Here is a 21,850-nt window from a genome sequence, read left to right as displayed (position 1 = left end):
CTTGCTCCCTCAAACGCCGTGCGACCCGGCGACCACCGTGGCGTCGAAGACGAGCTCGCCGTCCTGATGGCCGGTCACCAGGACCGTTTCCTCGTCGTCGGGGCCCCTCCCGGGAAGGCGCTCGGCCTCGATCATGCAGGGTGAGTCCAGTTCGGTGTACCGCTTGAAGTTTGCGGCGACGTCGAGCGGGAGGTAGGAGGACCGCTCCAGCACCGACGCCGTGGCCTGCCGGGCCGCCTCGAGCAGCACCATGCCCGGTACGTGGTCCACCGCGTGCTCGAACAGTACGGGGTGGCGCGTGTCCGCTCTCAGCTGCCAGCGAGTGGGCTCGTCCGTGGGCGACAGGACCACGTCCATGGGCGACATGCGCCCGACGCTCTGCGGCGCCGCAGGACTGACGAGCGGCAGCTGGTGCCAGGGCCCGTAGAGGGTGTGGTTGCCGCGGATGCGCTGGTACACCCCCGGGGTCATGCAGGAGAACGAGCCGCCCCCGGTCGCAACGATGTGCCCCTCGCGCCGGAAAACCGTCTCGAGGCGCAGACCCGACAGATTCCTGCCGCGGCTCTTCATCTCCGTGCAGGTGACCTCGATGTCGAGGGCGGCCGGGGCCCAGCCAACCCGCAGATGCTGCGGGCGCACGGCTATGTTGATGTCACATACACTGAATTGATGTCCGAGCGGCACGCCGAACTCGGCGTGCCCCAGGAGCAGGCCGATCTGACGAATCGTCTCGCAGCCGATGAGAGGGTCGTGGTAGCCGTTCGCGACGGGAGTGAAGAAGCTGTGGCCGCGAGGCCACTGGGCGGCCACCCGGAAGCGGGTGTCGTCTTCGCGTTCCCAGTCGGTGAGCATGACTTCCGCGACAGCGGACCGATGCACTAATTCCTTGGGAACAGTGCTGGTCAGAGTTGGCCAGGACAGGCCGGCGGGACTGGTGTGAGGCCATGTCCGTCCCCGCGAAGAGGGTATCGACGGACGCTCAACTCGGAATGTAGTCGCAGTCATTGTTCCCCCTGAACAAACGGCGCTGGCGAGTTGTTGCAGTGCTTTGAAGCCTCGAAAAAGATACATACCAACCGGTTTAGTTTCCAGGGGAATGCGAGCCTCCAGGGCGAGGATTTGCGGAGCGTTCAACTCCGGCCATCCCCGCCCGGCCATTCCCCCTGCTCGGCGTCGCTCGGTTGCCCCTGGGGTCCTCCGCTCGGTCCCTGGCGGGTCTCGAGTGTGCCTTGAGGTGCGTCGCGGACCGTGGCCGAAGGTCTGAGGAGGAGTCATGGGCGTTCCCGGCGGCGAGAAGTTCGCTCTCCGTATCGAGCGAGGGAGGGCGAGTGACGAAGAGCTGGCGGCGGTGACCGTGGTGCTCTGTTCGGTGCTCACCGGGCACGGAGAGAGCCGGGGCGAGCAGGAACCGTCGGACGTTCCGTCGTGGCGGCCCGAAAGGGCCGTGGCGGACTACCGCTCTCCGTATAGCTGGCGGTAGAGCCCGAGGTTGTTGATCAAGGCTGATTTGTGTGCGTGCCACGCATCACCCTTACAAACCGCATGAGCGGTTTGTTATGGTGGGCATCGATCGGGCCGCACCTTGAGGGAGGGACGTGTCGTGACTGTTCTGGAAGACATTTCTCGGGCCTCTGTGGGGGCGGCGGATGCTCACGGGCGTGTGGCCGAACTGCAGTCGATCCGGGAGCAGGCCCGGCGTGGGCCGAGTGAGCGTGCGACCGAAGCGCAGCACGCCAAGGGCAAGCTGACCGCCCGTGAGCGGATCGCGTTGCTGCTCGACGAGGGTTCCTTCAAGGAGGTCGAGCAGCTGCGTCGCCACCGTGCGACCGGGTTCGGCCTCGAGGCCAAGAAGCCCTACACGGACGGTGTCATCACCGGGTGGGGCACGGTCGAGGGCCGTACGGTCTTCGTCTACGCGCACGACTTCCGGATCTTCGGTGGCGCTCTGGGTGAGGCCCATGCCACGAAGATCCACAAGATCATGGACATGGCCATCGCGGCCGGTGCCCCGCTGGTCTCCCTCAACGACGGTGCCGGTGCCCGCATTCAGGAGGGCGTCTCGGCGCTCGCCGGGTACGGCGGCATCTTCCAGCGCAACACCAAGGCCTCGGGTGTCATCCCGCAGATCTCGGTGATGCTGGGCCCCTGCGCCGGCGGCGCGGCCTACTCCCCGGCGCTGACGGACTTCGTGTTCATGGTCCGGGAGACCTCGCAGATGTTCATCACCGGTCCGGACGTGGTCCGCGCGGTGACCGGCGAGGAGATCACCCAGAACGGCCTCGGCGGCGCGGACGTGCACGCCGAGACCTCGGGGGTGGCGCACTTCGCGTACGACGACGAGGAGACCTGCATCTCCGAGGTCCGGTTCCTGCTGTCGATGCTGCCGCAGAACAACCGTCAGCACCCGCCGAGCGTCCCCTGCGCCGACCCCGTCGACATGCGCTCGGACGCGCTGCTGGACCTGGTGCCCGTCGACGGCAACCGCCCGTACGACATGCTCAAGGTCATCGAAGAGCTCGTCGACGACGGCGAGTACATGGAGGTCCACGGGCGCTGGGCCCGCAACATCATCTGCGCCCTGGGCCGGTTGAACGGCCAGGTCGTGGGCATCGTGGCCAACCAGCCCGGCCACCTCGCCGGCGTCCTGGACATCCACGCCTCCGAGAAGGCGGCGCGCTTCGTCCAGCTCTGCGACGCCTTCAACATCCCGATCATCACCCTCCTGGACGTCCCCGGCTTCCTGCCGGGCGTCGACCAGGAGCACGGCGGCATCATCCGCCACGGCGCGAAGCTGCTGTACGCGTACTGCAACGCGACCGTGCCGCGGATCTCCCTGGTCCTGCGCAAGGCCTACGGCGGCGCGTACATCGTCATGGACTCCCAGTCCATCGGCGCCGACCTCACCTACGCCTGGCCGACCAACGAGATTGCCGTGATGGGCGCCGAGGGCGCCGCCAACGTCATCTTCCGCAAGCAGATCGCGGAATCCGAAGACCCCGAGACCACGCGTGCGCGCATGGTCAAGGAGTACAAGGCCGAGCTGATGCACCCGTACTACGCGGCCGAGCGAGGCCTCGTCGACGACGTCATCGACCCCGCCGAGACCCGCGAGGTGCTGGTCAGCGCCCTCGCGATGCTCCGCAACAAGCACGCTGACGTGCCATCTCGCAAGCACGGAAATCCCCCGCAGTAACGGAGCACACTTGATGGGCATGCAGGAACGCGCAGTGCGGACTCGGGAGAACCTGATCCAACGCGCGGCCGAGATATTCGACCGTAAGGGTTTCACGGTCGCGTCGCTCTCCACGATCAGCACTCAGGCCGGGGTGAGCAACGGCGCACTGCATTTCCATTTCGTGTCCAAGGCGGCCCTGGCGGAGGCGGTCGAGGACGCTGCCCTGCTGAGGCTGCGTGCCGTCACCGACCGGGTGTCACCGACTGGTTCGAGCTACTTGCAGCGCCTTGTCAGCGTGACCCACGGTCTCGCCCGGGCGCTGCGCACGGACAAGGTTCTGCGTGCCGGGTTCAAACTCAGCGGCGACGTGGCCCGGCCGCGCCGCACCGACTTGCGCGAGCACTGGCAGCGCTGGGTCGAGGCGGAGATGGCGCAAGCCCGAGCGGCGGGGGAACTGCGTCCGGGGGTGGCGCTGGAGAGTGCCGTGGCCGCCGTGGTCGGCGCGACCGTGGGCTTCGAGGTCCTGTGCGCCCGGGACGCTGCCTGGATCTCACACCGCACGGTCACACAGTTCTGGGAACTGCTGCTGCCTTCACTGGCGTCGCGGGACGTCCTCGGCACGGTCGCGGCCGAAGGCCTCGAGCATCAAGACGAGCGTTGAACGGACCGTCTGGTCCCTTGAGAGTCCCGGACGATGCCCCGGGCGTCAGCTCGGGACGAGATCCAGCCGGGGGCCCCTCCGTCGCCTCGGGTCGCGCGCACGCGTGCGCCCCGGGGCTTTCGCATATGGGTCGGGGTGTGGATCCGGCCATCTCATGATGCGTCCTTCCTGATCAGCTGCGGCTGATACTGCAAGAACAGGCTCGGGCCAGCACAAACGTGCACGTCGGCAGTCTGGTGGGCAGGTTGTGCGGTAGGAGGCGTGGCTGAAAAGAGCCCATCCATATTGACAAACCGACTGTGCTGTTTTTTTATCAAGGGGTCTGGTGTGACAGTGCACCAGCACTGCAGTCGCAAGCACGCAGGCTGAAAACAGCCTTCGGGTGACCTTTTGGGGGAGAAGTGGACATCGAAGTGCTGGGTGCGCTATCGGTACGCGAGAACGGGGTGTCGATCACCCCGACCGCGCCGAAGACGAGACACGTACTCGCTCTGCTCGCGCTCCACGCCGACCAAGTGGTCCCCGTGAGCGTGCTGATCGAGGAGTTGTGGGGGGTGACCCCACCGCGCAGTGCCCGCACCACGCTGCAGACCTATGTCCTGCAGCTGCGATTGCTGATCTCGAAGGCGCTCGCGCGCAACGAGGACGAGCGCTGCACGTCGAAGGACATCCTGGCTACCCTCCCCGGCGGCTACCGCCTTGACACGCGGGGCGGCACCGTCGACTACCGGGAGTTCGCGCGCCGGGCCGGCACCGGCTTCCGGGCGATGGACGCCGAGGACTACGCGGGTGCGTCGCGCCGCCTTGGCGACGCGCTCTCCTTGTGGACAGGTCCTGCTCTGACCGACGTACAGGGCGGCAGCTGCATCGATACGGAGGTCAGGCGGCTGGACGAGGCCCGGCTGTGCGCGCTCGATCAGCGCATCGAGGCAGACCTGCGCCTGGGGCGTCACCGCGAGCTCCTGTCCGAGTTGACGGTGCTGGTCAACCAGTACCGGATGCACGAGAGCCTGCACGGCCAGTTCATGCTGGCGCTGCACCGCTCGGGACGCCGCGGCGAAGCCCTCAAGGTCTACCAGCGGCTGCGCGCCACGCTCGTCTCCGAGCTGGGGCTCGAACCCTCGGCGGCCCTCAGCCGACTCCAGCGCTCGATCCTCATGCTGCACCCCGAGACGGCGGTGCCGGCCACGGCCTCTGCCGGGGCGGACACGGCGGCCCGCACGGCTTCCGCCGGCGGAGTACGGATCGTGGCCCGCGCGAGCTGAACCGCGGGCTCCTCGCCCCACACCGCAGTGCGCCCTCCCCTCCGGCCGACCGGAGGGGAGGGCGCACTGCGGTGTGGGGCGCTCGTCATTCATGCCGGGTGAACTTCCCCGGAGGGCGGGTGGGCAGGATGGCGTGGTCAGACGGCCGGGCCGCGTCCCGTGGTCAGCCGGTCGAGGCGCGTGGCCAGCTCCTCCTGTTCCTGCGAGAGCCGGTCCACGTGGAGGCGCAGCCAGGCGATCTCCTCGCGCAGCAGGTGCGCTCCGGCATCGGAACAGCAGGGGGCCGCGGGGCCGACGGGGGCGTCGGACGGGAGGCCGCCGGTATGGCCGGTGGGCTGGGCCGGCACCCGCACGGGGCGAGCGGCAACGGGGGCCGGTCCGGGCGGCGGGTGCACCTCGGGGGCGGTGTCCGCCGAGGGATCGGGGTCGATGTGGCGCAAGACGGCTTCCATGTGGCCGCGCAGCACGGGGCCCGGCTCCAGGCCGAGGTCGTGCGCGAACCTGCGGCGCGCCCGGTCGTACACGCCGAGTGCCTCCGCCCGGCGGCCGGACCGGTACAGCACGGTCATCAGTAAGGAGTAGAACCGCTCCCGCAGCGGGTGGTGGATGGTCAGTTCGTTCAGTTCTCCCGCGATCTCGCCGAACCGGCCCGCGCGCAGACAGGCGTCATACAGCGTCTCCAGGGCGACGAGCCTGGCTTCCTCCAGAAGCGAGGCCTCGACCGAGCAGATGCCCCCGCGTCCGCTGCCCTCCAGGGCGGGCCCGCGCCACAGTGCCAGTGCCTCGCGCAGGACATCGGCCGAGCGTCCCGGGTCGGCGGCCGCCAGTGCCTTGCCCTTGGTGGCCAGCGCGTGGAAGCGCTGGGCGTCGGTGTCCGAGCGGCCCAGGCGCACTACGTAGCCCAGTGGGCCGGTCACCAGCCACTCGTGGCCTGCTTCGCGCGAGTTGGGCGCGGGGATCGGGAACAGCCTGCGCAGCCTCGTCACATGGGCCTGGAGGGCGTTGGCGGCATTGGCGGGCGGGCGCTCGCCCCACAGCTCGGCGACGAGTCGGTCCGCCGAGACCACCTGTCCGGCCTTCGCGACCAGTGCACCGAGCAGCGCGCGCTGCTTGGGACCCGTCGGCACGATGTGCACACCGGTGCGCGGATCGTGGATCTGGACGGGGCCCAGAATGCGAAACTCCATCTCACCCTCGGCCGGAACATTCGACGAGTCTGCTGCCGGAGATACGTTCTTGTGATTCTCCCCGAAGAGACGTGGGCTCCTCCCTTATCGGACAGTAGCCGCAGGCGCGTGCGCGGCGGGAGATTCGCGAGCGGACCACAGGACGTTGTCGATGATTCCTCGAGTCAGGGCTCGGGCGCGGTGGAGGCCGGCTCAGGGAAGTCCGGCCCGTGAGCAGCGGTTCATGGCTCGCCCCGTCGCACGGGATGGTGGCTGATGCGCCACGTCTCGAAGTCCTTGGGCCGTAACGAAGCGGCGAGGTTAGCAGTGCTGGTGCACGACAGAAAAGTTTTGCGGGTCTGTTTTTCAGTCCGAATTCTCGGTGTCAGTGATTTGTCAGTGATTTGTCAGTGGCTCGTCGGCAATCCGTGAGGCGGTTTTCGGGCACTTCTTGGAGGACCGCTCAAAGCGCACTCAAGTCCCGCAGGTGGGTGGATCGTCGGAAGATATGGTGCCCCTCGTCTGCGGTCCATCCGACGACAAAAAGAGGCCGAAAGGCGACGGTATCGAAAGACTCTGGTCCGGCTTGGAAACGACGGTGCCGGCAAGGCGCGGAGGGAATTATGAAAATAAGAGTCCTGGGTCCATTGAATGCCGAAGTCAATGGGGTGTCCATCGTCCCGACTGCCGGCAAGCCCCGCCAACTCCTGGCGCTGCTCGCTCTGTACCCCGGCCGGGTTGTCCCCGTGCCCACGCTCATGGAGGAGCTCTGGGGGACCGAACTGCCGCAAAGCGCGCTGACAACCCTTCAGACGTACATCCTTCAGCTGCGCCGCCGCCTGGGCACTGCCATGGGCCCGGACACCCAGGGCTCGGCCAAGGATGTACTCGTCACCCGGTACGGCGGCTACCTGCTCCAGGTGCCCAGCGAAGCGGTCGACGTCCACTCGTACGAAAGCCTCGCGGCCGAAGGCCAGCAGGCCTTCGAGGAGGGTGAGGACGCGCTTGCCTCCAAGTGCTTGCGGGAGGCGCTTGAACTGTGGGAGGGGCCCGCGCTCGTCGACGTACGGGTGGGCCCGATCCTCGACATCGAGGTGCTGCGACTGGAGGAGAGCCGCCTCGTCGCCCGCGAGCGGCGGATCGACGCGGACCTGCGCCTGGGCCGGCACGTCGAACTCCTTGCCGAACTCACCGACATCATCGCCCGCCACCCCCAGCACGAGGGGCTCCACTCCCAGGCGATGCTGGCGCTCTATCGCTCAGGACGGCAGGCCTCCGCGCTCGACGTCTACCGAAGGCTGCGGCAGCGGCTCATCGAGGAGCTCGGTGTGGAACCTTCTCCCCAGCTTCAGCGGCTGCATCAGGCGATGCTCGCGGTGGACCCGCGGCTGGATGTCGTCGCCGGACCGCGGCGCACCTCGACCTTCGATCTGTACGCGGCCTGACGCGCGGCCCGCCCTGAGCGGTGCTCGGGGCGGGCGGGGGCTCTGCCGGGACCGATCGGGCGGGCCTGTGGGGGCGCCAGGCCGCCCACAGATCCGGGGGTGACCGTGTGGGCGGCTTCAGGTGGGGCGCTTCCTCGGGCGTGCCGGCCAAGGATGCGCCGGCTGAACCCCCACGGGGGACACTATGACCGGTTGATCTTGAGTGTGGCTCGAACGGGCCTCCCTGAAGGCTGCTCGCAGCGATGTAGATCACCGGTTGCCTGCCTTCAACCCGCCTGTGATCTTCGGTAGTGTGTCGACCGAAGTTACCGCTTGGTAATTTAAAATGCCCCGCTCGCAGGTTCGAGGAGCCTCCATGCAGCTCGCGGCGATCGTTGTCTCGCTGGCACTCGAAATAGTCGGCTTCGCGCTGTTCTTCCGTGCTATCGCCCAGTTCGTCAAGTATTTCAAGCTCGGTCAGCCCCTACCTGCGGGCACCCGGACCAACAACCCTTACCAGCGCAGCGTGACGCTGGTGAAGGAGTTCCTCGGTCACACCCGCATGAACCGGTGGGGCGTCATGGGTGTGGCGCACTGGACCGTTGCGATCGGCTTCTACGCGCTACTCATCACGCTGGTCAATGCCACCGGCCAGCTGTTCAAACCTGACTGGGTGCTGCCCATCATCGGGCACTGGCTGCCGTACGAGCTCGTCGTAGAGGTGATCGGCACCCTCACCGTGGCCGGCATCATCGTCCTCATCGTCATCCGGCAGCTGTCGCTCCCCTCGCGGGCCGGCCGCAAGTCGCGCTTCGCCGGGTCCAAGAGCGGTCAGGCCTACTTCATCGAGACGGTCGTCCTGACCGTCAGCCTGTGCATCATGTCGCTGCGCGGCATCGAGGGGGCCTTCGCGGGCGTCGAGCACTGGGAGCCGGCGTACTTCTTCTCGTACCCGCTGGTCCTCGCCTTCTCCAAGCTCGACGTCTCGACGTTGGAGAACGTGACCTACCTCGTCGCGACGATCAAGATCACCACGTCCTTCGTCTGGATGATCGTGGTTTCGCTGAATACCAACATGGGTGTGGCCTGGCACCGGTTCCTCGGTTTCCCGAACATCTGGTTCAAGCGGAACGCGGATGGCGCGGTCGCGTTGGGTGCGCTTCAGCCGATGACCAGTGGCGGTAAGGTCATCGACTTCGAGGATCCGGGTGAGGACGATGTCTTCGGGGTCTCGCAGGTCGAGCAGTTCTCGTGGAAGGGCATCCTCGACTTCTCCACGTGTACGGAGTGCGGCCGCTGTCAGTCGCAGTGTCCGGCCTGGAACACGGGCAAGCCCCTGTCCCCGAAGCTGTTGATCATGTCGCTGCGCGATCACGCGCACGCCAAGGCCCCGTATCTGCTGGCGGGTGGCGGCAAGGACATGGAGGGCAATGAGAGGGCGACGCCCGAGCAGCTGAAGGACGTCCCGGCTTCCGCGCTGGCGGAGGCGGAGCGCCCGCTGATCGGCACAGCCGAGGAGAACGGGGTCATCGACCCCGACGTCCTGTGGTCCTGCACGAGCTGCGGCGCGTGTGTCGAGCAGTGTCCGGTGGACATCGAGCACATCGACCACATCGTCGACATGCGCCGCTACCAGGTGATGATCGAGAGTGCCTTCCCGAGCGAGGCCGGGACGATGCTCAAGAACCTGGAGAAGAAGGGCAACCCCTGGGGCCTGGCGAAGAAGCAGCGCGTGGAGTGGACCAAGGAGGTGGACTTCGAGGTCCCGATCATCGGCAAGGACGCGGAGGACCTCTCGGAGTTCGACTACCTCTACTGGGTGGGCTGCGCGGGCGCGCTGGAGGACCGGGCGAAGAAGACCACGAAGGCCTTCGCGGAGCTGCTGAACATCGCGGGCGTCAAGTTCGCGATCATGGGCGGTGACGAGAAGTGCACGGGTGACTCCCCGCGCCGTCTGGGCAACGAGCCGCTCTTCCAGCAGCTCGCGCAGGAGAACGTCGCGATGCTGAACATGGCGTTCGGTGAGGACGACGAGGACCCGGCGACCAAGAAGCCGAAGGCGGCGAAGCGGATCGTCTCCACCTGCCCGCACTGCTTCAACACGATCGCCAACGAGTACCCGCAGCTGGGCGGCGAGTACGAGGTCATCCACCACACGCAGCTGCTCCAGCACCTGATCGACGAGGGCCGCCTCACGCCGGTGACCCCGGTCGACGGGCTGATCACGTACCACGACCCGTGCTACCTGGGCCGGCACAACAAGGTCTACACACCGCCGCGCGAGATCATGTCGGCGGTGCCGGGCCTGCGCCAGCAGGAGATGCACCGCCACAAGGAACGGGGCTTCTGCTGTGGCGCCGGTGGCGCGCGGATGTGGATGGAAGAGCGGATCGGCAAGCGCATCAACAACGAGCGCGTCGACGAGGCCCTGTCCCTGAACCCGGACATCGTCTCCACCGCCTGCCCGTTCTGCCTCGTCATGCTCACCGACTCGGTCAACGGCAAGAAGAACGAAGGCCAGGCGAAAGAACACGTCACGGTCGTCGACGTGGCGCAACTGCTCCTGGAATCGGTGAAGACGCCGGATCCGGTGGAGCCGGAGCCCGAGCCGGAGCCGGAGACCGAGGACGCTCCGGAACCGGTGAAGTAGTCCCTACGGGCCCGGCGGTTCCCTGTGAGGAACCGCCGGGCCCGTCATTTTTTTCCCCCCCGAGCGCCGCGGAACGTCGAGCTCACATGCAGCGTCGTTCCAGAGCGGCGTCGGCGGTCCGACCGGGCGCGTCCTGCTCCTCCTGCTGGGCGGCGTAGACCGCGAGGAAGCTCGCGAGCCCCCGCACACCGCCGCCCGGTCCGAGTGCGGTGAACGGAATGCTCCGGCCCAGCACCGCCGAAAGCCTGCCGTGCGCGGTCAGAGCGGCGGCCGTCAGCTCGCCGGGAGGGCGATGGGCGTGGCCCGGGTCGGCGCAGGTCATGGAATGTGCCTCCGCCCAGGCCCGGGAAACCATCTCGGCTGTGCGCATGTGAGACTTCTGGCTCGTCATGGCGCCCCTCCAGGGCTTGTTCGTACGGTTGATTCCGGTGCTTTTCGGTGTCGTGCGGGCGCTGTCCCGACTGTCATGCCCGGACGGCCTCGAGCAAGAGTGGATCCCGGGTCGAGAGCGGCTCGTGCGACGAATACGAACTCGTCGGCGCCCTGCCATCCCGTGCGTTTGGAACAATATGCGGTCGCTGTGACGCTCTTGCTTCCTCTTTGAAGGCCGCTCAAGTTCCGTTGAAGGATCCGGCACACCTGGTATGGGTACGGCTAGCGTGCCAGTTCGCCGACGACTTTCCATCATGGCGAGTACCAGACGACGAACGGAGGAAGCCATGGAAATTCAGCTTCTGGGTCCGCTGTGTGCCGCCGTGAACGGGGGGTCGATCTTGCCGACCGCGGGAAAGCCGAGAAAACTATTCGCGTTGCTCGCCCTCTACCCGGGCCGCATCGTGCCCGTTTCGACGCTGATGGAAGAGATCTGGGGAACGGAGCCGCCACCGAGCGCGATGACGACGCTGCAGACGTACGTCATGCAGCTCCGGCGCTGCCTGGGTACCGCGATGGGACCCGATGCGCCAGGTGCCGCGAAGAACGTTCTGGCAACCCGGCACGGCGGCTACATGCTGCAGGTTCCCCCGGAGTCCGTGGACGTCCATCCCTATGAGCGGCTGGTCGTCGAAGGCCGGGAGGCCTTCGAACGGGGCGAGGACGAACGCGCGGCCCGATTATTCCGCCAGGCCCTGGCCCTGTGGCAAGGCCCCGCCCTGGTGGACATACGACTCGGTCCGATCCTGGAGATAGAGGTCATGCGTCTCGAGGAGTCCCGGTTGGTGACGATCGAGCGGAGGATCGACGCGGATCTGCGCCTCAGCCGGCACACCGAACTCGTCGTCGAACTCGCGGACTTGATCGCACGCCATCCCCAGCACGAGGGCCTGCACGCGCAGGCCATGCTGGCCATGTACAGGTCAGGGCGGCAGGCCTCCGCCCTGGATGTCTACCGGAAGCTGCGGGAGCGGCTCGTCGAAGAGCTCGGTGTGGACCCCTCGCCGCAGTTGCAGCGCCTGCACCAGGCCATGCTCGCGGTCGACCCGGAGCTCCAAGTGGCCGCCGGACCGCGGCGCGGGTCCACGTTCGACCGCTACGCGGCCTGACGGAACGCGGCAGGCGCGATCCCTCGGGCCAACGGTCTCGGCTGGTCCTCAAGGGTTACTCGAGACGGTACGGCGATTCTCGAACCCCGCCTCGTACGGCCAGGGGCGGAGGTAGAGGAGGATGCCATGTCGGAAGAACAGCCAGTGCGGCTCCACTGTTTCGCGCACTCCGCGGAGGGCGTCTCGGTATTCAGCGGCTGGAGGCCGAGTACCGGCCGTGGCGTGGAGCCGGTACCGGCCGTCCTCCCCGGCAGCGCGGGGCGTCGTGCCGAACCGCGCGTGACCACACGTGAGGCACTGCTCGCCGACCAGCTGCCCCGGTTCGCCGATCCGGACTCGGGCCCGTACGCCTTCTACGGGCAAGGTCTCGGTGCGATGGTCGCCTTCACCCTCGCGCGCGCCTTGCAGGAGGCGGGCCTGCCCGGCCCCGCCCTGCTCGCCGTCGGTGCCTGTCAGCCTCCGCACATCTCCTCGGGACTGCCCGACGTGCGCGGGAAGACGGACATCGAGCTGTTGGGCATCCTGGACGGAAACGGCGCCGTGCCGGCCTCCAGCGACGAGGGAATCTTGCTCCGGGCCATGCTCCCGGTGCTCCGCGTGGACCTGGAACTCGCGCGGTCCCTGGAAGAGGCGGCCCGTGAACCCTCCCCCGCGGGACCGCTGACCACTCCGCTGCTCGTCGTGGCTTCGCAGGACAACCCCCTGGCACCGCCTGAGATCGCCGATGGCTGGCGCCGCTGGACCGAGGGTCCCGCCCGGCTACGCGTGGTCCCCGGCCACCACTTCTTCGCAGGCGGACACGGACTGCCCCGGCTGCTGGGCCGGGCCTGCCGGGTGGCCCACCGCCTCGCCCGGCAGCCCGTGCCCGTCGCCTGAGACCGTCCGGCCCGTCGGACCCGAGCGCGAGGACCACTTGGGACGCGCGCTCACCCGCTTGTACTCCAGCGGTCTCGATCCTGCCGCTGGGTTCTGTTCGCGTCACCGTCGGCGCATTGTGAGGAGAGGTGTTCAGGTGATTGCTGAGCACGCGGACAAGACCACGTTCAAGGTCCGTGTGGCCGCACCCGCCGGCGTGGTCTACGGACTGCTCGCCGACGCGGTGAAGTGGCCGCTCTACTTCTCCCCGATCATCCACGTGGAACCGCTGGAGCTCGACGGCGAGCGGGAGCGGCTACGGATGTGGTCCCTCATCGACGGCCGGCTGGAGTCGTGGTTCTCCTGGCGGCGCTTGGACCCGGTGGAGCGCCGCGTCGAGTTCCGGCAGGACGTGTCCTCGGCCCCGCTGGACTCGATGGGCGGTGTCCTGAGCGTCAGCCCCAGGGGTTCGCACGAGTCGACGCTGGACCTGCTGTACGCCTTCGGCATGACCAGCGACCTGCCCGATGACGTGGCATGGGTGGAGCGAGCCACCGCAGGGGCCAGCCGCACCCAGCTCGCCGATCTGAAGCACTTCGCCGAACGGTGGACTCGCCTGGACGAGCTGGTGATGTCCTTCGAGGACTCGATGCGCATCACCGGTCCGGCCGAGCTCGTCTACGACTTCCTGTACCAGGCCGCGGACTGGCCCGGGCGGGTGCCGCACGTCACCGGGGTAGACCTCAGCGAGTACGCACCCGGCGTCCAGCGCATGAGCATGGAGACGGCGACCGAGCACGGCCCGGAGACCACCGATTCGGTGCGGATCTGCTTCCCGCACGCGGGCCGCATCATCTACAAGCAGACGACGCCCCCGCTCCTGCTCGAGGCCCACACCGGTGAATGGTCCGTCATCCCGGACGAGACGGGGGTGACCGTGATCGCCCAGCACAGCGTCGTACTGCGCGAAGAGGCCATCTCCGCGGTGCTGGGCGAGCACACGAGCCTCGCACACGCCCGCAGACACGTGCGCGCGTCGCTCGGCGGCAGGAGCCTGGCCCTGCTGGCGCAGGCGAAGAAGCACGCGGAAAGTGCCGTCCGCATGCTGTGACGGCGCGGCGAGGAGGCTTCCCAGGACTGCTCCCTCCTTCCCTGTCCTTCCCTGTCCGTCTGCCCGGTGCCTGCTGCACCGCTCGGGCGCCGCTGTACACCCGCTCGGGAAAACGGACTCCGGTTTCCTCTTGGGGCTAGCGTGGCCAATCCGACGGTTGTGGACACGTGCGGACAAGGAGGAGTCATGGAAGCGAGGAACTACGGCACGGCCCCCGAAGGAACCTGCCGTTGTCGCTCGAGCCGTACGGACTTCTTCCGTCCGGGCACCGGGCCGGAGTCGTACCCGGACGTTCCACCCGGGTCGGGCATGCGTCATCTTGTGCACTTATCCAGCGTCCACAGAGAGGAGAGGGGGGCCCCTGCCAGCCGCAGCGGACCGTCCGTCCCAGAACGCGCATGACTGCTCCCCGCTCCTCACACGCGGCGATCTCCGTGGTGGTAGATCCCGGGCCCCCCTCAAGCACCGCCGTGTGGGAGCTCGAGCTGCGCGGGCCGCTCGACACCGGCGCGCTGAAGAACCTGCTGGGCGAGCTCGCCTCCGGTGACCCGGGCCGGCCCCTCTGGCAGCACCGGCTGCTGCGGCACGGACCCGACCACCACACACTGCGGCTCACCATGCCGGAGGGATCGTCCACCGCGTCCGTCGTCGGGCGCATCGCGGACCTGGTTACCCGCCCGCCCGGGGACGAGCGTCCCCTCAGCCCCGCTCAGGGCGCTGCCCTGGCCCAGCCCCGAGGCCGGCGCTACGAGGCGATGTTCATCGAGCCGGGTGGCTCGCTGGACACAGGTGCCGTGCGCGAGGCGCTGCGTGCCGTGGCGGGCGCCCACCCGCACCTGCTGTTCGGCCTCGACACCGTCGGCGGCCGGCTGACCCGGGCGGCAGGCTCGCCGACAGGGTCCGCGGACCACCCGGACCTTCTGGTGGAGGCGGAGTTCGCCGACGAGGCCGCCTTCGACGCGGCCGTCGCTTCGGTCGGCCGCACCCTCGACACGCACAGCGGTATCCAGCTGCGGGCTCTGCTCGCCCGGGACCGCCGCCCGTCCGGACCGTGTGCCGACCGCCTTGTACTGATCGTCCACGAAATCGTCGTGGACGCCGCGTCCTGGCGGATCCTTCACGACGACGTGGCCACCCTCCTCGCCACGGGCACCGCCGGACCCCGGACGGAAGCAGAGCCCGCGCCCGACGCTCTCGCGCGCTGGGTCGCCGAGTTGAAGGACCTGGCCGACGATCCCGCCGAGGTCCGGCACTGGACCGCGGTTGCCGGGCGCAGGTCACGGGCGGCCGGTTCCCTCCCGCCCGCCCCGGTGACACCGCCGGGCGGGAGAGCCGGCACCACCCCGGCCGCGGAGCGCGACAGCGGTCCCGGACAGAGCCGGCACACCGGCTTCGTTCTGGGCGCGGGAGCCACAGACCGGATCGTCCACGGCATGGCCCAGCGGTTCGATCTGACCACCGGCCAGGTGCTGACCGGTGTGTTCGCTCTGGCCCTCGCCCGCTGGCAAGGCGTCTACGAGGCCTCCTTCGACGTACGCAGCGACCCGCGGGCGGACCGGCGGAGCCTGCGGCGCCACGTGGGCCGCCTCACCGAGCCGTACCCGGTCCATCTCACGCTGCGTCCCGGCCTAGGCCTTCTGGACCAGCTGGCCGCCCTGGCCGGTCGCCTGGCCACCGCGGGCGGGGGCGCAGCGGGCGGCGCGGGCTTCGGGGCCTGCCGCGAGTGGAGCACCGACCCCCTGGTGCGCGCTGCCATGAGCATGCTGGAGCCCGCCCAGGGGTGCCTGGTGCTGCACGACCCGGGCGAAGCGCTCTCCGGATGGTCCGGGGCCGTGAACGGCGGCGCACCGCGCCGTCCCGTGCACGCTGTCGAGGCGCATGTCGGGGTGGCCGACGGCAGGCTGCACGTCGGCCTGGACTGGGTCTCCGGTCATGGCGAAGGGATCTCGGAGACCGCGGTCGCCGCCCTGGGCGGGGTGCTGCGGGACGTGCTGCGGGATCTGGCCGCGGCGTCCACCGCCCCGATCTCGGCCGTCTTCCGGGCGACTCCGCAGCAGTCGGCGCTCTATCGGAGCGGTGATGGACGGCCGGGCACCGGCCGTCATATCGAGCAGCTCGTGTGGTCCTGGCGCGGCCCGCTCGACGCCGAACGCTTCGCAGCGGCGTGGCAGTCCGTCTTCGACCGCGAGGCGGTGCTGCGCACCGGGTTCACGGGCGGCCCCGAACCCCAGCTCATGGTGCACAGCAGGGTCGCACCCGAGATCACCAGCCAGGTCCATCACGGAGACGACTGGTCCTCCCTCCTGGAGCGCGACCGGCTGCGTGGCTTCGACCTGCGGCGCGCTGGAGCGCTGCGCCTCACCTTGCTGGACGTGGAGGAGCCCCCGCCCACCGGTGCCGCCGGCCCCACCCGGATCGTGCTCACCTACCATCGGGCGCTGCTCGACAACTGGAGCGCGCACATCCTGCTGCGCGAGTTCTACCGGGCCTATCTCGCGGGCGGCACGCTGCCCGGAGGCGAGCGCAGGCCCAACCTGTCCGACTACACCGCGTGGATCGCATCCCAGGACATCGAGCCCGCACGTGGGTTCTGGGCGCGCTCGATGCCGTCCGGCGCGCTCGCGTCCTGGCCCGGGCGCCCCTCAGGGGCCACCGGCCTGACCGGCGTGGGCCGGGCCCGGCTGCGCCTCGCGCCCGGGGAGGCCGCCCGCCTCGCGCACTGGGCGGGCACCTGGGGAGCCGCGGAGAGCAGCGTGCTGCAGGCGGTCTGGGCGCTGCTGATCCACCGGGCTTCCGGTACCACCGGGCCGGCCCCGGTCTCCTTCGCGGTGACCGTCTCGGGACGCGGCATACCGCTCGATGACGTGGCCGGGATGCCGGGTCCGCTGCGCAATCCCCTGCCGATGTCCGTCGAGGTGGACCCGGCGGGCACCGTTGCCGACCTCCTGCGGCGACTCCGCGACCGCGTACTGGACATGGCGGCCTACGAATGGGTCCCCGACGAGTGGATCCGTGCGTGGAGCGGGCAGGGCCAGGACGCCGGCTCCGTCGGTACGGTCGTCGTCTTCGAGGATCCGCCGCATCCGGTGGCGGGTCTGGCGGAGGAACTCGCCGCCCACGGCATCGAGATCGCTCCCCTCGGTTCCATACCGGCCCGCTCCGTGCCGCCGATCGGGCTGCTCGCCCAGCACGACAGCGCGGGCGGCCTGGTGCTCACGTGCGTGTACGACCGCGACCTGCTCAGTGATCAAACGGCTGCCGAACTGCTGCAGCAGAGCGCTCTGCTGCTGCGGGAACTCCCCATGCGGCCGGACGAGGCCACCACGGTCGCGGATGCCCTGAAGCTCCTGGAGGGCAGGGCCGTGCCGCCCATGGCCCAGAGACCCGGGACGAGCGACCCGCTGGTCACCTTGCGCGCGGCGCGGCAGGAGCAGGCGGGCGTGATCTGCCTGATCCCGCCGCCGGGCGCGCCCGCGAGCTGCTACGACCTGCTGGCCGGCACCTATGCGGGTCCTGAGGAGCTGCTCGTGCTCACGGGCGGGGCCGAGGGCGCGCAGTCCGCCCTGGAGGCGCTCGGCGGCGGACGGGTCCTGACGCTCGGAGGGTTCTCCGGTGCGGGATCCTTCGCCTGCGAGATCGCCCGGCGCATCGCGGCAGGGGGCGGACGCCCGCCGCGGGTGGTCCTCGCCGGCGTGGGCGCGGACGAGCGGGAACGGGCCCGGGACCTCTTCCGAGCCCTCCAAGAGGCTGTCGCCCCGGTCGTCTGACGGCGCGACAGCGGTTCTCCAGCGGTCCACGAGCGAACCTTGGGAAAGTTCGGGTTCAGCTGCGAGCGGGGTGAGGGAGGGACATGAAACGGCTGCTGCGGAGCGGTCGTCGGATGCTGAGGGACTACTGCGTCCGACCGTTCCTACGGTCCCTGGTGTCCCTCGGGGTGATGTACGTCGGTCTCGACGCGTTCCAGCAGCAACGGATCGGGCCCGCGTTGGCCGCGCGATCCAGTGACCCCTACGCGCTGTACGCGCTGGGGGACCTGCAAGCGCTGGAACCGTACGAGGAAGGCCCTCCGGCCGCCCACCCCGAGAAGCTGTGCGCGGACGTACCGCTCTCCGAGGAGGAGTTGCGGCTCGCCCGCGACCTGTGGCCCAAGCGCTACTCCGGACGCCGCGCCCGCGGCTCCGGGTGACCACCCGGCGCTCCGGTCGCCCGGTCGGCGGGGGATGCCCGCCGTCCGGACATCAGGTGATGTCGTCGTGGGTGGGGGAGGAAACACGCTCGGCCGCTCCCACCCCCACGGGGGTGAGGTCGAGCGGGGACGCCTCGTCGTCATCGAGACCCGCGTCGGGGTCGTTGCGGGTCCGGCGGAGGTCATTGAGCAGGCAGAACCCGAGCGCGATGGCACACAGGAACACGATCGGCGCGGCCAGCGACAGCATCGTCAGCGGGTCGCCGGTGGGTGTCGCGAGCGCTGCGAAGACGGTGATGCCCAGGATCATGCCGCGCCACCAGCCGAGGAGCCGTTTGCCGCTGAGCACACCGGTGAGGTTGAGCAGGATGAGCAGCAGCGGCAGTTCGAAGGCGAGCCCGAAGACGATGACCATGCGGGTGACCAGGTCGAGGTAGTCATCGACCGGCAGCAGGTTCTGGGCGTTGTCCGGGGTGAAGTCCAGCAGGATGGTGGCCGTCTGCGGGAGGATCTTGTACGCGAGCACCGACCCGCTGAGGAACAGCGGCGCACCGATGCCCACGAAGCTCAGCGCGTACTTCTTCTCGACGCTGTGCAGGCCGGGAGCCATGAAGGCCCAGAGCTGGTAGAGCCAGACGGGGGTGGCGAGCACCACACCCGCCGTCAGCGAGACCTTGAGGGCGATGGAGAAAGGGGCCATCAGACCGTTGACGGTCATGTCCGCACAGGCCTGGCCGCCGGCCCGTCGTGCCGCGCCGTCGAGACAGCCCACGGATTCGAGGATCGGCTTCATCATGAAGTCGATCAGGTCCTTGTAGAAAACGGCGGCGACGGCCGTGACGACCAGTACTGCCAGGACGGACTTCAGCAGGCGGTTGCGCAGCTCACGCAGATGCATCGTGAGGGGCATCCGGCCCTCGGCATCGTCTTCCTGCTTGCGGGTGGGCTTGAGCAACGCACGTCCCTCGTCTCGTACGGCGCGGCGGAGGTCGGTGGACGCTTCAGCTCTGGACGGTCTGGTTCATATCGGCCACCGGGCGCGGGCTGTGCACCTCGCCGGGCGCCGCATCGATGGTGAGGAGCGGCGCGGCACCCGGCTGCTGAGCGGTCCGCGCGGCGGCTGCGGTGTCCGCCGCGGGGTCCTCGCTCTCCTTCTTCATCGCCTTGGCCTCGCTCTTGAGGATCCGAGCCGACTTGCCGAGCGAACGAGCCATGTCGGGGAGCTTCTTGGCGCCGAACAGGAGCAGGACGACGGCGAGGATCAGGACGATCTCGAGGGGCTTCAGATTGCCGATCACGTGATGATTCCTTCTCGCCGGGGGAGTTGGGTGCGTGCCGCGGATCCGTGAATGCGGCTTCCTAGACCATGGCGATCCGAGAATATGACGCTTCCCGTGCCCCCACCCGTTTGCTCAGCCGCCCTTCGAGCGGCCTTCGAGCCTGAGGGCACCCGGGCGATCAGCGCGTGCGAAGCCGCACGGCACGCACGGGCCGTGCGGCACGCTCACCACTCGACCAGTGCGAATCCCACCGACATGCCGCCGCCGAAGCCGGCGAGGAGGATCAGATCGCCCGGGCTGAAGGCGCCGGCGCGTGCGGCCGCGTCCAGGGTGATCGCGATGGAGGCGGCCCCCGTGTTGGCGTACTCGCCCAGCGTCCAGTGCATGGTTGCCAGAGGGAGCCCCAGATCGGCGAAGACGCTGTCGAGCATGACGCCGTTGGCCTGGTGCGGCACGAAGTGACGGATGTCGTCGGGTACGACCCCGGCCTCGTGGAGGAACTCCTTGGTGAGTTGGGGCAGGTTGTCCGAGACGAAGCTCCGTACTCCGCGCCCGTCCATGGTGAAGTACTGCAGACCGGCGTCGAGCCCGGCCTGGTCCAGGGGCAGCCTGCTGCCGCCGCCGGGCACCTCGATCAGGCCCGAGTTGTCGCCGAACGTGTGCAGCGCCACGTGCCGGATGCGGGGGCCGCGGCGGGCTCCGTCCTGCTCTGCCCCGTCGTGTCCCGCCATGGACAGGACCATCGCGCCCGCGCCGTCTCCGAAGAGGATGACCGTCCTGCGGTCGGCCGGGTTCAGGATGCGTGAGTACAGGTCCGCTCCGATGACCAGCGCGTGTCCGCCGCGTCGGGCGAGTATGCCCTCGACCGCGGAGAGCGCGAAGACCAGCCCGGAGCAGACGGCGTTGATGTCGAAGGCCGCCGCCCCGGCCGCACCGAGCTTCTGCTGCACGTAGGACGCGGTGGGAGGCTGGGGCCGGTCCGGCGTGGAGGTGGCGACCACGATCACCGACAACTGGTCGGCGGTGATGCCGGCCGACGCCAGGGCAGCCCGGCCCGCGGCCGCGGCCAGGTCCGAGGTGGCCTGGTCGTCGGCGGCCCAGCGTCGTTCACGGATGGCGGTCTTGACGGTGACCCATGCGTCGTCGACTCCGGCTGCCGCGGCGGCCTCGTCGTTGGACACGACTCGATCGGGCACGTAGGCACCCGTACCGAGGATCCTGACGTCGGTCATGCGGCTGCCCTCCCCTCAGATGGTGTGGAGAACGGTGTGTGAAAGGCCGGCGGACGCACGGCCGTGACGGGCTCCGTACGCGGGCGGCCGTACAGGCCGCCCGCGTACGTGCGGGCCCGGATCATGCTCTAGCGCGCCTGGTAGAGACGCTTGTGGCCGCTGAGACCGGCGAACCGGAAGGGCCCGGTGGTCTGCGCCGGAGTGGGGTGGTCGCCCCCGTCGGCCGGGAAGGACCGCTCGTGCAGCTCCCGGTAGCCGGCGTAGTCGACCGGCTTGCGCCTGGCGATGACCTCGAGGTTGGCCTCGGTGCGCAGGTGCTGCTGGTAGCCGGGTACGACGGTTCCCGCGAAGAACTCGGCCACGCTGCCGGACCCGTAGCTGAGGAAGCCGATGGGCCGGTCCGTCAGGTCGTCCGCCTGGTCGAGCAGCGCGGCGAGGGCGAGGTACACCGACGCGGTGTAGCTGTTGCCGACGACCGTGTTGTAGGCCACGGTCTGCCCGATGGCGCGCTCGATGTCGTCCTTGTCGGTGTCGAAACCGGCGTAGTTGAGCAGGTGGCGGTGCGCCTTGTAGGCCATCTTGGTGAACGGCTGGTGGTAGCAGAACGCGGCGAACTGCTCCAGCGTGCGGCCGCCCTGCTCCCCGTAGTCCTTCCAGCTGCCTTCCACGGCCTGCAGGTACGCCTGGACGGACTCCTGTCCGTCGACCAGCGCGGTGCTGCGGTAGTTCGGCCGCCAGAAGTCCATGACGTCGGCGGTGAACAGGCCGGAGGCGTTCTCGATGCGTACCAGGGCGGGGTCCGCGCTGACCAGCATGGCCACCGCGGCGGCACCCTGGGTCGACTCGCCCGGGCTGTCCAGGTCGTACTTGGAGACGTCGCTCGCGATCACGAGGACCTGCTGGTCGGGGTCGCGCTTGACGAGCCCGATGGCGAACTGGAGGGCGGCGGTCGCCCCGTAGCAGGCCTGCTTGAGCTCGACGACCCGGCAGGCGGACTGGAGTCCGAGCAGGGAGTGCACGTAGATGCCGGCGGCCTTCGCCTGGTCGATCGAGGACTCGGTCGCGAAGACGACCGTGCGGATCCGCTCGTTGCCGTGCTTGGCGATGATCGGCGCGGCGGCGGCGGCGGCCAGCGTGACGATGTCCTCGTCGGCGGCGGGGACGCTCATCGACCTCTGGCCGATGCCTATGTGGTACTTGCCGATCTCGGTGCCGTTGTACTCGGCGAGGGCCTCGTGGGACAGGACGAATTCGGTTGTCGCGAACGACAGATCATGAATTCCGACCGCAGAATTGTTGGACAT

At 69.0% G+C, this 21,850-nt stretch carries 18 protein-coding genes; 11 read left to right on the top strand and 7 right to left on the bottom strand.

Going from position 1 to position 21,850, the window contains the following annotated elements:
• Nucleotides 1-9: 9 nt before the first annotated feature.
• A complete protein-coding gene (locus OG730_RS43100; RefSeq protein WP_327309946.1) occupies nucleotides 10-1,005 on the bottom strand; it encodes a ScbA/BarX family gamma-butyrolactone biosynthesis protein in 996 nt (331 codons plus the stop codon).
• A 268-nt stretch (nucleotides 1,006-1,273) separates the two neighbouring features.
• Between OG730_RS43100 and OG730_RS43095 the strand changes: the two genes are divergently transcribed.
• The 4 genes from OG730_RS43095 (at nucleotide 1,274) to OG730_RS43080 (ending at nucleotide 5,101) form a co-directional block, all read left to right on the top strand.
• Nucleotides 1,274-1,480 (top strand): acyl-CoA carboxylase subunit epsilon, encoded by a 207-nt coding sequence (locus OG730_RS43095; protein ID WP_327309945.1) that lies wholly within the window; start codon nucleotides 1,274-1,276, stop codon nucleotides 1,478-1,480.
• Nucleotides 1,481-1,609: 129 nt separating this feature from the next.
• A complete protein-coding gene (locus OG730_RS43090) occupies nucleotides 1,610-3,193 on the top strand; it encodes an acyl-CoA carboxylase subunit beta (RefSeq protein WP_327310025.1) in 1,584 nt (527 codons plus the stop codon).
• A gap of 13 nt (nucleotides 3,194-3,206) precedes the next feature.
• Nucleotides 3,207-3,836, top strand: a complete 630-nt coding sequence (locus OG730_RS43085; RefSeq protein WP_327309944.1) for a ScbR family autoregulator-binding transcription factor — start codon at nucleotides 3,207-3,209, stop codon at nucleotides 3,834-3,836.
• A gap of 401 nt (nucleotides 3,837-4,237) precedes the next feature.
• Nucleotides 4,238-5,101 (top strand): AfsR/SARP family transcriptional regulator, encoded by an 864-nt coding sequence (locus OG730_RS43080; protein ID WP_327309943.1) that lies wholly within the window; start codon nucleotides 4,238-4,240, stop codon nucleotides 5,099-5,101.
• A 137-nt stretch (nucleotides 5,102-5,238) separates the two neighbouring features.
• Here the strand turns inward: OG730_RS43080 and OG730_RS43075 are convergent, their stop codons facing one another.
• Nucleotides 5,239-6,288 carry an AfsR/SARP family transcriptional regulator gene (locus OG730_RS43075; RefSeq protein ID WP_327309942.1) on the bottom strand — a complete coding sequence of 350 codons (1,050 nt, stop codon included), beginning with the start codon at nucleotides 6,286-6,288 and terminating at the stop codon, nucleotides 5,239-5,241.
• A gap of 602 nt (nucleotides 6,289-6,890) precedes the next feature.
• Between OG730_RS43075 and OG730_RS43070 the strand changes: the two genes are divergently transcribed.
• Both OG730_RS43070 and OG730_RS43065 read left to right on the top strand, forming a co-directional pair.
• On the top strand, nucleotides 6,891-7,712 hold the full coding sequence (locus OG730_RS43070; protein WP_327309941.1) for an AfsR/SARP family transcriptional regulator: 822 nt from the start codon (nucleotides 6,891-6,893) through the stop codon (nucleotides 7,710-7,712).
• A 355-nt stretch (nucleotides 7,713-8,067) separates the two neighbouring features.
• Nucleotides 8,068-10,341, top strand: a complete 2,274-nt coding sequence (locus OG730_RS43065; RefSeq protein ID WP_327309940.1) for a (Fe-S)-binding protein — start codon at nucleotides 8,068-8,070, stop codon at nucleotides 10,339-10,341.
• Nucleotides 10,342-10,423: 82 nt separating this feature from the next.
• Here the strand turns inward: OG730_RS43065 and OG730_RS43060 are convergent, their stop codons facing one another.
• The gene (locus OG730_RS43060; protein WP_327309938.1) at nucleotides 10,424-10,711 is read right to left on the bottom strand and encodes a hypothetical protein; all 288 of its coding nucleotides are present in this window, start codon (nucleotides 10,709-10,711) and stop codon (nucleotides 10,424-10,426) included.
• 349 nt (nucleotides 10,712-11,060) lie between these two features.
• On the opposite strand from OG730_RS43060, the gene OG730_RS43055 reads away from it, so the two are divergent.
• The 5 genes from OG730_RS43055 to OG730_RS43035 all read left to right on the top strand — a co-directional run bounded on the left by OG730_RS43055 (nucleotide 11,061) and on the right by OG730_RS43035 (nucleotide 18,034).
• Nucleotides 11,061-11,882 (top strand): AfsR/SARP family transcriptional regulator, encoded by an 822-nt coding sequence (locus OG730_RS43055; RefSeq protein WP_327309937.1) that lies wholly within the window; start codon nucleotides 11,061-11,063, stop codon nucleotides 11,880-11,882.
• A 126-nt stretch (nucleotides 11,883-12,008) separates the two neighbouring features.
• Nucleotides 12,009-12,758, top strand: coding sequence for a thioesterase II family protein (locus tag OG730_RS43050; protein WP_327309936.1), 750 nt, complete (start codon nucleotides 12,009-12,011; stop codon nucleotides 12,756-12,758).
• A 136-nt stretch (nucleotides 12,759-12,894) separates the two neighbouring features.
• Complete coding sequence (locus OG730_RS43045; RefSeq protein WP_327309935.1) at nucleotides 12,895-13,848, top strand: aromatase/cyclase; 954 nt, start codon at nucleotides 12,895-12,897, stop codon at nucleotides 13,846-13,848.
• Between the two features lie 470 nt (nucleotides 13,849-14,318).
• The gene (locus OG730_RS43040) at nucleotides 14,319-17,615 is read left to right on the top strand and encodes a condensation domain-containing protein (RefSeq protein WP_327309934.1); all 3,297 of its coding nucleotides are present in this window, start codon (nucleotides 14,319-14,321) and stop codon (nucleotides 17,613-17,615) included.
• Nucleotides 17,616-17,698: 83 nt separating this feature from the next.
• Nucleotides 17,699-18,034: a DUF6059 family protein gene (locus tag OG730_RS43035; RefSeq protein WP_327309933.1), complete on the top strand. Its 336-nt coding sequence runs from the start codon at nucleotides 17,699-17,701 to the stop codon at nucleotides 18,032-18,034.
• Between the two features lie 52 nt (nucleotides 18,035-18,086).
• Here the strand turns inward: OG730_RS43035 and tatC are convergent, their stop codons facing one another.
• The 4 genes from tatC to OG730_RS43015 all read right to left on the bottom strand — a co-directional run bounded on the left by tatC (nucleotide 18,087) and on the right by OG730_RS43015 (nucleotide 21,850).
• The gene (gene tatC, locus OG730_RS43030; protein WP_327309932.1) at nucleotides 18,087-18,989 is read right to left on the bottom strand and encodes a twin-arginine translocase subunit TatC; all 903 of its coding nucleotides are present in this window, start codon (nucleotides 18,987-18,989) and stop codon (nucleotides 18,087-18,089) included.
• Between the two features lie 46 nt (nucleotides 18,990-19,035).
• A complete protein-coding gene (gene tatA, locus OG730_RS43025) occupies nucleotides 19,036-19,332 on the bottom strand; it encodes a Sec-independent protein translocase subunit TatA (RefSeq protein ID WP_327309931.1) in 297 nt (98 codons plus the stop codon).
• A gap of 206 nt (nucleotides 19,333-19,538) precedes the next feature.
• The gene (locus tag OG730_RS43020; protein WP_327309930.1) at nucleotides 19,539-20,546 is read right to left on the bottom strand and encodes a 3-oxoacyl-ACP synthase III family protein; all 1,008 of its coding nucleotides are present in this window, start codon (nucleotides 20,544-20,546) and stop codon (nucleotides 19,539-19,541) included.
• Nucleotides 20,547-20,674: 128 nt separating this feature from the next.
• Nucleotides 20,675-21,850: a hydroxymethylglutaryl-CoA synthase gene (locus tag OG730_RS43015; protein ID WP_327309929.1), complete on the bottom strand. Its 1,176-nt coding sequence runs from the start codon at nucleotides 21,848-21,850 to the stop codon at nucleotides 20,675-20,677.

It is taken from the genome of Streptomyces sp. NBC_01298 (genome assembly GCF_035978755.1).
Classification (GTDB): Bacteria; Actinomycetota; Actinomycetes; order Streptomycetales; family Streptomycetaceae; genus Streptomyces.
Note: the sequence above shows the minus strand (reverse complement) of the source record. Positions and strands in the feature narration are given on the sequence as shown.